The organism is Micromonospora sp. NPDC005299, assembly GCF_042872345.1.
Classification (GTDB): Bacteria; Actinomycetota; Actinomycetes; order Mycobacteriales; family Micromonosporaceae; genus Micromonospora.
Genome location: NZ_JBIAKG010000006.1, coordinates 112223 through 123923, shown reverse-complemented (window position 1 = coordinate 123923; position 11701 = coordinate 112223). Strand labels below are relative to the sequence as shown.

The following is an 11701-nucleotide window of genomic DNA, read 5'->3' as shown; positions in this document are numbered from 1 at the left end:
GTCTCGTCCGGTGACGGACAGACCGAGAAGTGGTTGGTGACCCTTCCGGCTGCTGGTCCAGTGGTGCCCGTGGACACCCAGATCAGCGAGCATGGAGTAGATCTGTCGCACCAGCGTGACGCTCGTGCTGACGAGGACGATCTCGCGAAAACGCTTGCGGACGTAGCCATCGCCATCGAAGAACCCGGCAAGGAAGGGCGCCCAAGCAGAGCGATCTTCGAGAACGTCACCCGGGACGTGCTTGGCGTGGCTGAGGGACGCACCGGCCTCAAGCAGACCCTGGTGCCGAGCGAAGGTAACGACGTGCTGGTCGCGGTGCCGAGGGTTGGCTGCTTCACGCTTTCCACGGCTGGCGTTGAGCCCGTTCGCGATCGCCCAGCCGTGGGCGATGTCGAGCGGCTCGACATCGCACATGTGCAACCGCACTCGCCCGTCGGCCTCACGAGACCGATCGACGGCAAAACCCTCTGCCACCACGAGTCCGCGGACGTAGTCGTAGACGTCACCGCCGGGAACGGAAGCCGACCTGCGACCGCCGCCGTAGGCGAGGGTGAGGCACCCGGCGAGGTCCCGCGCTTCGATCCAACGGACCGAAAGATCCTCGTCCACCACACGGAACCGCTGTCCCGGAGTGACGGTCATGGTGTGGCCGTTACTCCACGTGACCCGGACCAGCTCCGACTGCGGATTCCGGTACACCGCGCGCACCGGAACGGCCGTCCCGTCGGCGTCCAGCACGGAGTCGCCGATCTCGACATCTTCGATCGGCCTCAGACCCTGAGGCGTCGACACGAGCGTTCCGGCGACGAAGCAGTCGCCGACGATCCGGGCCGACTTCACGTGGCCCCGGTCGGGACGGTGGCCCTGCTCGTACATGGACCAGAGGATGCGGCGGTGCACCGGCTTGAGCCCGTCGCGGGCGTCGGGCAGGGCCCGCGAGTGGATGACCGAGAAGGCGTACTCCAGGTAGGAGTCCGAGACCTCGGTGACCAGCGGATTGTCGAAGACCCGGGCGCCGGCCTGGTCGAAGGCGGAGAGGTCCGCCTTGGCGCGGTCGTCCTTGCGGCGTGCCATGGTTCAGCTTTCCCTTCGAAGAACCCGGTGGTCAGGCGTCGATGGCGTCGCGGTCGACCCGGTCGGCCGAGTCGATGAGCCAGTTGCGGCGGGGCTCGACCTTCTCCCCCATGAGCAGTTCGAGGATCCGCTCGGCGGCCTCGACGTCGTCGAGAGTGATGCGGCGGACCGCCCGCGTGGCCGGGTTCATGGTCGTCTCCCACAGCTCGTCGGCGTCCATCTCACCGAGACCCTTGAACCGCGGGATGGGCGTGACGATCTGCTTGCCGGCCTTCTCCAGCTTGCGGACCGTCGCCTCCATCTCGGCCTGCGTGTAGGTGTAGACCGTCTGCGGGTTGCGCCCCCTGGTGGTGATCTTGTGCAGGGGCGGCATGGCCGCGTAGAGCCGGCCCGCCTCGATCAGCGGCCGCATGTAGCGGGCGAAGAGCGTGATGAGCAGGGTCCGGATGTGCGCGCCGTCCACGTCCGCGTCGGCCATGATGAGCACCCGGCCGTAGCGCAGCGCGGAGAGGTCGAAGGTGCGCCCCGAGCCGGCGCCGAGCACCTGCACGATCGCCGCGCACTCGGCGTTGTCGAGCACCTGCTGGAGGTTCGCCTTCTGCACGTTGAGGATCTTGCCGCGGATCGGCAGCAGGGCCTGGTATTCCGAGGAGCGGGCCATCCGGCTGGTGCCGAGGGCGCTGTCCCCCTCCACGATGAACAGCTCGCTGCGCTCCACCCCGGTGGCCCGGCAGTCGACCAGCTTGGGCGGCATCGACGCGCCCTCCAGGGCGGTCTTGCGCCGGGCGGCGTCCTTCTGCTGCTTCTGGGTCAGCCGGACCCGGGCCGCGTCGACGATCTTCTGCAGCACCGTGCGGGCCTCGGCCTTGGTCTTCCGGTCCTCCAGCCACGCCTTGAGGTGCGCCTCGACCAGACCCTGGAGCACCTTCGTGATGCCCGCCGTGGAGAGCTCGTCCTTGGTCTGCGAGGTGAACTGCGGCTCCGGGATCCGCACGTGCACCACCGCGGTCATGCCCTCCAGGACGTCGTCCAGGGTGGGCGCGTCCTCCTTGGGCTTGAGCAGGCCACGGGTGGTGCGGGCGGCCTCGGCCAGGGTGCGCGCCAGGGCCCGCTCGAAGCCTTTGCGGTGGGTGCCGCCGTGGGCGTTGCGGATGGTGTTGGTGAAGCATTCGACGGTGCGCTCGTAGCCGGTGCCCCAGCGGAACGCCACCTCGATCTCGGCCCGGCGCTGCACGTTGGACTGCATGACACCGTTGGCGTCGGCCGCGTTCTCCCGGTAGGTTCCCTCGCCGGTGACCAGCAGGGTCCCGGAGACCGGGCGGTCGCCGGCCGGGGCGAGGTAATCCACCATGTCGGTGAGGCCGTTGGGGAAGTGGAAGCCCTCCTCGACCACCTTCTCGCCGGTCTCGTCGCGCAGCCGGTAGGCCACGCCGGGCACGAGGAAGGCGGTGTTGCGCAGCTTGAGCCGGACCGCCTCGGTGTCGAGCGCCGCGCCGGTCTCGAAGTAGCGCGGGTCGTGCCACCAGCGGATGGAGGTGCCGGTGCGCTGGCCGCGCTTCATGGCACCGACGATCTGCAGGCCGGGGCCGGGCGTGAACGGCGCTTCCGGGCCGTCGCCGTCGAAGATCCCGGGTACGCCGTGCCGGAACGACATCGAGTGGATCTTGCCGCTGCGGCGGACGGTGACGTCGAACCGCCGGGAGAGCGCGTTGACCGCCGAGGCGCCCACGCCGTGCAGGCCGCCGGAGGTCTTGTAGCCCGAGCCGCCGAACTTGCCGCCCGCGTGCAGCCTGGTCAGCACCAGCTCGACGCCGGAGATGCCGGACTTGGCGTGCACGTCGGTCGGGATGCCGCGACCGTCGTCGTCGACCCGCACCGAGCCGTCGGCGTGCAGGATCACGTCGACCTTCGTGGCGTGACCCGCGACACCCTCGTCGGTGGAGTTGTCGAGGATCTCGTTGACGAGGTGACCCACGCCACGGCTGTCGGTCGAACCGATGTACATGCCGGGGCGCTTCCGGACGGCGTCGAGGCCCTCCAGGTGCGTCAGGTCGTCGGCCCCGTACAGGGTCTCAGGCTGTGCGGTCAACTGGTCGTACTCCCAGGTCTCGGCGGTGTGGTGCCGTTCACCGTGCGATCCCCCACGTCGATCGCCAGGCGCGGCGCGCCGGAGCGAGCCTAGCCCGGCACTCCGACAGAGCCGTGGCACCCGGTGCGGTGCGGCGTCGGATACCGCGCGACCGGAGGCGAGGAGGCGTCCGTGCACGACAACGACGCGTGCCGCCGGTGTCTTCCCGGCCGGGGCCGGGCACCGACCGCCCCGGACGGCAATCCATTGACGTACGTCACACGGTCGTGATCTCATCGCTTCCTTGAAGAATCTTTCACATTTCGATGTGCGAGGGGGTCGGATGACCGTGTTCCGTCGTGCCGCGCTCGCGGCCGCGCTGGCCGTCGCCGCGGTGGCGCTGCCGGCCGCCGTGGCGCCCGCCGGGGCCGCCGCGGCCGCCCTGCCCACCGCCGCCGTGGCGCTGGGCGACAGCTTCATCAGCGGCGAGGGCGCCGGGGCGTACGCGCCGGTGACCGACGTCAACGGGGTGGCCCAGGGCTTCCCCGGCTGGTCGGCCCCGAACAACAACGCCTACTTCTGCCACCGCTCGCCGAACGCCTCGCTGTTCCAGGCCGACCTGCCGGGCATCGCCGCCCGGTTCAACCTGGCCTGCTCGGGCGGGCAGCCCTACGACATCGCCGCCGCGTCCGCGAGCCGGACCAAGGGCCGGCAGGTCGGCGCCCAGCTCGACCAGCTCCGGGCGGTGGCGCGGACCCACGACATCGACCTGGTGCTGGTCGGCCTCGGCTCGAACAACAGCTCGTTCACCTTCGGCAGCGTGGCGGAGAAGTGCGCCAACCGGTTCATCGCCGACGCCTGGACCGGCTGGTGGGAGTTCTGGGCGTACCTCGGCGGGCCGGTCGAGCAGGAGCCGTGCACGGACGCCGACCTGGCCACCGCCGCCCAGTTCGCCGCCGCGACCGCGGAGACCACCGCGGCGGTCCGGCAGCTCCTCACCACCCTCGACCAGGTCGACGCCGACGGCCAGCACCGGGTGGTGTTCCAGGACTACACCAACCCGCTCCCCACCGAGCTGGCCTCGGGCTACTGGAGCGAGGACGACCGGGACGACACCCGCGACAAGTTCCGCGCCCTCGGCGCCGAGCGGTACGCGGCCGGCTGCCCGATCCACCGCGGCAGTCTCGCGCCCGGCCAGCGCTTCTCGCAGGGCCTCGGCACCCTGGTCAACTCGGTCCGGACCACCCTGGCCGCCGAGTTCCCGCAGGACGACCTGGTCTACCTGAACGTGCAGCGCGCCTTCGACGGCGCCCGGCTCTGCGAGTCGGCGGGCAGCCCCGGCAACGCCCTGGCCACCCCGATCCGGCTGATGGACGGTCCGAGTGGCGTCTTCGTGACCAGCCTCTCCGGCTACGACAAGCTCGACATCCAGCGGATCGCGAACGCCTGCGGCACCTACTTCCAGACCTGCCAGGAGTCGTGGCACCCGAGCGCCGCCGGCCACCGGGTGCTCGGCCGCTGCCTGACCGGCGCCGCCGCGACGGGTGCCCGGGCGGTCTCCTGCGCCCGCGCCCCGGACGGGACGATCACGGTGAGCTGACCCGCCGCGACCACGAGGCGTCCCCGGCCCGGGGACGCCTCGTGGCGGGTCAGGGGCGGACGGCCGTGCCGAGCACGTGCGGCGCGGCCGGTCCCGGCATCCCCGTCGGCGGGAAGCGGAACCGGTCCAGCTCGATCACGGTGAAGTCGGCGGCCCGGATCGCCGCCATCGTGTCCCGTGCCGTGTGGCAGCCGGCGCAGCACAGCGGCCAGAGCGTGGCGTCCGCCACCCGCTGGGCCCGGCGCAGCCCGGGCGTCTCCGCGACGACGTGCTCGTAGAAACGGAGCTGTCCGCCCGGGCGCAGCACCCGGCGCGCCTCGCGCAGCGCCACCGCCTGGTCCGGCACCGAGCAGAGCACCAGCGACAGCACCACCGCGTCGGCGACCGCGTCGGCGACCGGCAGCGCCTCGGCCAGGCCGGCGGCCACGGTCACCGGTACGCGGGCGTCGGGCGCGGCGGCCCGGACGAGGGCGCGCAACCGCGGCTCGGGCTCCACGGCGAGCACCCCGGTGACGGCCGGCGGGTAGTGCGGCAGGTTCCGCCCGTTGCCGGCGCCCACCTCGACCACCCGGCCGCGCAGCCCGGCGACGAGGCGGCGCCGGTGCGCGGCGGCGCCGGCCCGGTCCATGGCGACGCTGGCCCGGGCGAAAACCCGGGCGAAGATCGGATGCGAGACCGCCATCAGGGGCGCACCGGCGGGGCGCCGAGGGTGAGCAGCAGCGGACCGGCCGCGCCCTCGACCAGGTCGCCGAGGCGTACCCCGTCGAGCACGGCGAGGAAGGCGGCCTGGGCGCGGCGCAGTTCGCCGCGCAGCCGGCAGCCGGCGAGCAGCGGGCACGCCGGCTGCTCGCAGTTGACCACCTCGTCGTCGCCCTCGAAGGCCCGCACCACATGGCCGACGGTCAGCTCACCGGCGTGTTCGGCGAAGGCCACCCCGCCGGAGCGGCCCCGGATGGTCACCAGCACGCCGAGCCGCTGCAACCGCTGCACCACCTTGGCCACGTGACTGCGCGGCAGCACGAGCTGGGTGGCGAGCTCGTCCACCGTGGTCCGCGCCGGGGACGCGGCGGTCAGCATGGCGATCCGCAGGGCCATGTCGGTCGACCGGTTGAGCTTCACGCCTCGACCCTAGCCAGAGCGCCCCCGGTGCGACACGGGCCGACCAGCCCGTTCGCGACGGTGATCCTGGCCACGCCGGTCCCGGGACCTTCGCCCCTGAAGAGGGGTTTCCGATTCCTGTTCAGTGGTGACCGACCCGTTCGACGCCCGAAGGAGTAGTCGTGCTCTCGGAATCCTCCGCAGCCGTGGTGACGGCGACCCTGCCCGCCGTGCAGGCACACGGCGAGGCGATCACCGGCCGGTTCTACCAGCGGATGTTCGCCGCCCACCCGGAACTGCTGGACCTCTTCAACCGGGGCAACCAGGCCACCGGGCAGCAGAAGGCGGCGCTCGCCGCGGCCGTGGTCGCGTACGCCGAGCACCTGACCGGCGGCAGCAGCGTGCCGTGGGGGCCGGTCCTGGACCGCATCGCGCACAAGCACGCCTCGCTCGGCATCACCGCCGCCCAGTACCCGATCGTCGGCCGGCACCTGATGGCCGCGGTCGGCGAGGTGCTCGGCGACGCCGTGACGCCGGAGGTCGCCGCCGCCTGGGACGAGGTTTACTGGCTGCTGGCCTGCGAGCTGATCGCCCGGGAGGCCCGGCTGTACACGGTGGCCGGGGTGCCCGAGGGCGGCACGGTGTGGCGGGACTGGCGGGTGACCGGCCGGGCCCGGGAGACCGCCGACGTCGTGTCGCTCACCCTGGCGCCGGCCGACGGCGGCGCGGTACCCGGCTTCACCCCCGGCCAGTACGTCTCGGTCGCCGTCGATCTCGACGGTGGCCGGGGGCAGCAGATCCGGCAGTACAGCCTCTCCGGCCGGCCCGGCGCCGACCACTGGCGGATCACCGTCAAGCGGGTCCGCGGAACCGGCGACGCGCCCGACGGCATGGTCTCGACCCACCTGCACGAGCGGGTGGCCGTCGGCGACACGCTCCGGCTCAGCCCCGCGTTCGGCGAGGTCAGCGCGGTGGGCGACGGCGGGCCGCTGCTGCTGGCCAGCGCCGGCATCGGGCTCACCCCGGCGATGGCGGCGCTGGCCCACCTGGCCGCCGTCGAGCCCGAGCGCGAGGTGGTGCTGGCGCACGCCGACCGCGCCGGGGCCGCGCACGCGCTGCGCCACGAACTGTCCGCCCTCCAGGAGCGGCTGCCGAACCTCGCGGTCCACCTCTGGTACGAGGACGCCGCCGACGGCGAGCTGGCCGGGCTGAAGGCGGAGGTGGTTCCCGGCCTGGTCGACCCCGAGCGGATCCCCCTCGCCCCCGGGGCCGCGGTGCACCTCTGCGGCCCGGTCCCGTTCATGAACCTGGTCCGCGGCAACCTGCTGCGCCGGGGCGTGCCGACCGAGCGGATCGCCTACGAGGTCTTCGGTCCCGGCATGCTGCGCGGCTGAACCGCCGCCGGGGCCGCTGCCGGAGCGGGACGCGGCCAAACCGGATTTTGCTGCGCCTCTTTGCCCGGCTTCGTCGGGTAATGCCGCCCGACCAGGGGCTTTGGTCCGAGGAGTCGAATCTCCACAGCGGAGATTCGACTTCTCGGACAAGTCGATGATCTAGAGGTTAGGTCCTGACCGCCAGGGTAGGGACCACTCATGCGCGTCCTCGGAATAAACGCGATCTTCCACGACCCCGCGGCCGCCCTGGTGGTCGACGGTCGGGTGGTGGCCGCCGCCGAGGAGGAGCGGTTCAGCCGGCGCAAGCACGGCAAGCGCCCCGTTCCCTTCTCCGCCTGGGAGCTGCCCGAGCTGTCCGCCGCGTGGTGCCTGGCCAGTGCGGGGATCGACGTGGACAGCCTGGACGCGGTGGCGTACTCGTTCGACCCCGGACTCTGCCGCGACGCGGCCGAGCTGGGCCTCAGCGACCCGTGGGACTGGCTGCGGGTCGACTACGCCCGGCGGGCCCCGCAGTTCCTCGCCGCCGCCCTGCCCGGGCTCGACGCGGACCGGGTGCGGTTCGTGCCGCACCACGTCGCGCACGCGGCCTCCGCCGGCCTGGCCGCCCCGTCGGCCGGCGACGACACCGCGGTGCTGGTGCTCGACGGCCGCGGCGAGGTGGCCAGCCACCTGGCCGGCGTCTACCGCGACGGCCGGCTGTCGCCGCTGCACTCCCAGCAGCTCCCCCACTCGCTCGGCCTGCTCTACGAGGACCTCACCCGGCACCTGGGCTTCCTGCACTCCAGCGACGAGTACAAGGTCATGGCGCTCGCCTCCTACGGCCGGCCGAAGCACCTGGGCCTGCTCCGCGACCTGGTCCGGGTCAGCGACGACGGCGGCTTCCAGGTCGAGCGGATCGACTGGGCCGGCATGGCCAAGGCGGTCGCCGCCGGCGGCGAGCTGGCCGAGGAGCACGCCGACCTGGCGTCCAGCGTGCAGGCCCGACTCGAGGAGGTCGTCCTGGACCTGTCCCGCTGGCTCTACGACGCGTCCGGCGGGCCCAGCACCCTGGCCATGGCCGGCGGGGTGGCGCTGAACTGCGTGGCCAACGCCCGGCTCGCGGCCGAGGGGCCGTACCGGGACGTCTGGGTGCAGCCGGCGGCCGGCGACGCGGGCACGGCGCTCGGCGCGGCGCTGCATGTGGCCGGCGAGCTGGGCGACCGGTCCACCCCGATGGCCGGCGCGGACCTGGGCCGGGGCTGGTCGGACGACGAACTGGAGGCGGAGCTGCGGCGGGCCGCCCTGCCGTACACCCGGCCGGCGTCGATCGCCGCCGAGGCCGCCCGGGTGCTCGCCGACAACGGCATCGTCGCCTGGTACCAGGGGCGCAGCGAGTACGGCCCGCGGGCGCTCGGCCACCGGTCGCTGCTGGCCCACCCCGGCGACCCGGACACCACCCGGCGGATGAACGACGTCAAGGGCCGGGAGCAGTTCCGGCCGATCGCCCCGATGGTCCGCGCGGAACGCTTCGCGGAGCTGTTCGACGGGGTCTACCCGAGCCCGTACATGCTCTTCGTGCACCGGGTGAAACCGGAGTGGCGGGACCGGATCCCGGCAGTCACCCACGTCGACGGGACCGCCCGGGTGCAGACCGTGCACCCAGAGACCGAGCCGCTGGTGGCCGAGCTGCTGGCCGCGTTCGAGCGGCGCACCGGGCTGCCCGTGGTGGTGAACACCTCGCTGAACACCGCCGGGCGGCCCATGGTGGACACCCCGCGCGAGGCCATGGAGCTGTTCGGCTCCGCCCCGGTGGACCTGCTCGCCCTCGGCCCGTTCGCGGTGCACCGCCCCGCGCTGGGCGGTGCCCGGTGATCAGCGTGGTCGTGCCCACGCTGGGGCGGCCGAGCCTGGCCACCCTGCTGGACGTCCTCGCCGGCCAGCTCGACGAGCTGCCCGAGGTCGAGCTGCTGCTGGTCGACGACCGGCGCGACGACACCGGGGAGCTGGCCGTGCCGGGGGCGCTCGCGGCGTACACGAAGGTGCTGACCGGGCGCGGCGCGGGCCCGGCGGCCGCCCGCAACCTGGGCTGGCGGGCCGCCCGCGGCGAGTGGGTGGTCTTCCTCGACGACGACGTGGTGCCGGCGCCGGACTGGGCCGGGCGGCTGCGCGACGACCTCGCGGCCGCCGGCGGGGTCGGCGGCGTGCAGGGCGTGGTGGACGTGCCGCTGCCCGCGCACCGGCGCCCCACCGACTGGGAACGCGGCACCGCCGGCCTGGCCCAGGGGCGGTGGATCACGGCGGACATGGCCTACCGCCGGACGGCCCTGGCCGCCGTCGGCGGGTTCGACGAGCGCTTCCCGCGCGCCTACCGAGAGGACGCCGAGCTGGCCCACCGGGTCCGCCGCGCCGGCTGGGACCTCGTCCGCGGCCGGCGTCGGGTGACCCATCCGGTCCGCCCGGAGGGCCGCTGGGTCAGCCTGCGCACCCAACGCGGCAACGCCGACGACGCGCTGCTGCGCCGGCTCTACGGCCCGGGCTGGCGCACCGAACTCGACCTGCCGCCGGGACGGCGGCCCCGGCACGTGGCGGTCGCCGCGGCCGGCGCGGTGGCACTGGCCGCCGCCGCGCTGCGCGCCGCTCCCCCGCGCTCCACCCGCGCCCGGCGGGCGGTCGGCGTGGCCGGCGGCCTCGCCGCCCTCGGCTGGGCGGCCGGCACCGCCGATTTCACCCGGGCCCGCGTCGCGCCCGGCCCGCGCACCCCCGACGAGGTCGCCACCATGCTGGTGACCAGCGCGCTCATTCCGCCACTCGCCGTCGTCCACTGGGTACGCGGCTGGTGGCGCGCCCGCGCCGTCCCGGCCGGAGCCGCGGTCACGGCATCGGCCCCGAGGGCGCGCCGGTGCTGAGCCCGTCGGGTCCCGCCCTGTACGACGCGGTGCTGCTCGACCGCGACGGCACCCTGGTCGAGGACGTGCCCTACAACGGCGACCCGGAGAAGGTCCGGCCGCTGCCCGGCGCCCGGGCGGCGCTGGACCGGCTGCGCGCGGCCGGGCTCCGGCTGGCCGTGGTCACCAACCAGTCCGGGCTGGCCCGGGGGTACTTCACCGAGCGGCAGATGCACGAGGTGCACGCCCGGATCGAGGAGCTGCTCGGTCCCTTCGACCACTGGGCCATCTGCCCGCACGACGACACCGACGGCTGCGCCTGCCGCAAGCCGGCCCCCGGGCTGGTGCACGAGGCGGCCCGGGCGCTCGGCACCGCGCCCCGGCGCTGCGTGCTGGTCGGCGACATCGGCCGCGACATGGCCGCCGCGCTCGCCGCCGGCGCCACCGGGATCCTGGTCCCCACCCCGGTCACCCGCCCCGAGGAGGTCGCCGAGGCGCCGGCCGTCGCCCGGGACCTGCCCGGCGCGGTGGCCGAGATCCTGCGCCGGGACCGGGCGGTACGGCCGGTCGTGCCGCGTACCGGGCGGGCCGGCACGGTGCTGGTGGTGCGCAGCGACTCGGCCGGCGACGTGCTGGTCACCGGCCCCGGCATCCGCGCGGTGGCGGCCGGGGCGGAACGGGTGGCGCTGCTCTGCGGACCACGCGGCCGGGCGGCGGCGGAGCTGCTGCCCGGCATCGACGAGCTGATCGAGTGGCGGCTGCCCTGGATCGACGGATCCCCGGGCCCGGTCGACCCCGACGACATGCGCCGGCTCACCAGCCGGCTGGCCGCGGTGGGGGCCGACGAGGCGGTCGTCTTCACGTCCTTCCACCAGTCGCCGCTCCCCCTCGCCCTGGTGCTGCGGATGGCCGGCGTCCCCCGGATCAGCGCGATCAGCGACGACTACCCCGGGTCCCTGCTCGACGTCCGGCACCGGGTGCCCGTCGGGGTGCCCGAACCGGAGCGGGCGCTCTCCGTGGCCGCCGCGGCCGGCTACGCCCTGCCCGCCGGGGACGAGCCGGTGCTGCGGCTCCGCGCCGACCTGCCCGCACCGGCCGTCGACCTGCCCGCCGGCGACTACCTGGTGGTGCACCCCGGCTCGTCGGCGCCGGCCCGCGCCTGCCCGCCCGAGCGCTGCGCCGAGATCGTGGCCGCCCTCGCGGCCGACGGGCACCGGGTGCTGGTCACCGGCGGCCCCGGCGAACGGGAGTTGACCGCGCGGGTCGCCGCCGCCGGCGGCACCGACCTCGGCGGCGCGACCGACCTGGCCGGGCTCGCCCGGATCCTCGCCGGGGCCCGCTGCCTGGTCGTCGGCAACACCGGGCCGGCCCACCTGGCCGCCGCCGTCGGCACCCCGGTGGTCAGCCTCTTCGCCCCGACCGTCCCGTTCGGGCAGTGGGGGCCCTACCGGGTGCCCACGGTCCGGCTCGGCGACGCCGGGGCGGCCTGCCGGGACACCCGGGCGGCCGTCTGCCCGGTCGCCGGGCACCCCTGCCTGAGCGGCGTCGACCCGACCCGGGTGGTCGCCGCCGTCCGCCGGCTCGTCCCCGGCTGAGCCCACCG

General features: G+C 74.5%; 8 protein-coding genes and 2 pseudogenes. 5 read left to right on the top strand and 5 right to left on the bottom strand.

Annotated features, from left to right (window positions below; translation table 11 throughout):
* Positions 1–15 precede the first annotated feature (15 nt).
* From ACFYPD_RS18830 to ACFYPD_RS18820, 3 genes and pseudogenes are all read right to left on the bottom strand, one after another.
* Positions 16–840: pseudogene (locus ACFYPD_RS18830) on the bottom strand (LAGLIDADG family homing endonuclease); the annotation flags it as partial.
* Positions 814–1074, bottom strand: a pseudogene (locus tag ACFYPD_RS18825) (DNA gyrase subunit A); the annotation flags it as partial. The pseudogenes ACFYPD_RS18830 and ACFYPD_RS18825, both read right to left, overlap by 27 nt.
* Positions 1075–1105: 31 nt before the next feature.
* Entirely contained in the window at positions 1106–3163 is a 2058-nt protein-coding gene (locus ACFYPD_RS18820; protein ID WP_387114738.1) for a type IIA DNA topoisomerase subunit B, read from the bottom strand.
* 322 nt (positions 3164–3485) lie between these two features.
* Here ACFYPD_RS18820 and ACFYPD_RS18815 point away from each other — a divergent pair, with 322 nt between their 5' ends.
* Positions 3486–4742 (top strand): hypothetical protein, encoded by a 1257-nt coding sequence (locus ACFYPD_RS18815; RefSeq protein ID WP_387114736.1) that lies wholly within the window; start codon positions 3486–3488, stop codon positions 4740–4742.
* A gap of 49 nt (positions 4743–4791) precedes the next feature.
* On the opposite strand, the gene ACFYPD_RS18810 is transcribed toward ACFYPD_RS18815, so the two are convergent.
* A complete protein-coding gene (locus ACFYPD_RS18810) occupies positions 4792–5424 on the bottom strand; it encodes a methyltransferase domain-containing protein (RefSeq protein ID WP_387114734.1) in 633 nt (210 codons plus the stop codon).
* The gene (locus tag ACFYPD_RS18805) at positions 5424–5861 is read right to left on the bottom strand and encodes an RrF2 family transcriptional regulator (RefSeq protein ID WP_387114731.1); all 438 of its coding nucleotides are present in this window, start codon (positions 5859–5861) and stop codon (positions 5424–5426) included. Before ACFYPD_RS18805 ends, ACFYPD_RS18810 begins: the two co-directional genes overlap by 1 nt.
* Before the next feature lie 161 nt (positions 5862–6022).
* On the opposite strand from ACFYPD_RS18805, the gene ACFYPD_RS18800 reads away from it, so the two are divergent.
* From ACFYPD_RS18800 to ACFYPD_RS18785, 4 genes are all read left to right on the top strand, one after another.
* Positions 6023–7234, top strand: a complete 1212-nt coding sequence (locus ACFYPD_RS18800) for a globin domain-containing protein (protein WP_387114727.1) — start codon at positions 6023–6025, stop codon at positions 7232–7234.
* A gap of 198 nt (positions 7235–7432) precedes the next feature.
* Positions 7433–9085, top strand: coding sequence for a carbamoyltransferase (locus ACFYPD_RS18795; RefSeq protein ID WP_387114724.1), 1653 nt, complete (start codon positions 7433–7435; stop codon positions 9083–9085).
* Entirely contained in the window at positions 9082–10119 is a 1038-nt protein-coding gene (locus ACFYPD_RS18790) for a glycosyltransferase family 2 protein (protein WP_387114721.1), read from the top strand. Before ACFYPD_RS18795 ends, ACFYPD_RS18790 begins: the two co-directional genes overlap by 4 nt.
* Positions 10113–11693, top strand: a complete 1581-nt coding sequence (locus ACFYPD_RS18785) for an HAD-IIIA family hydrolase (protein WP_387114718.1) — start codon at positions 10113–10115, stop codon at positions 11691–11693. Before ACFYPD_RS18790 ends, ACFYPD_RS18785 begins: the two co-directional genes overlap by 7 nt.
* Positions 11694–11701: the final 8 nt, after the last annotated feature.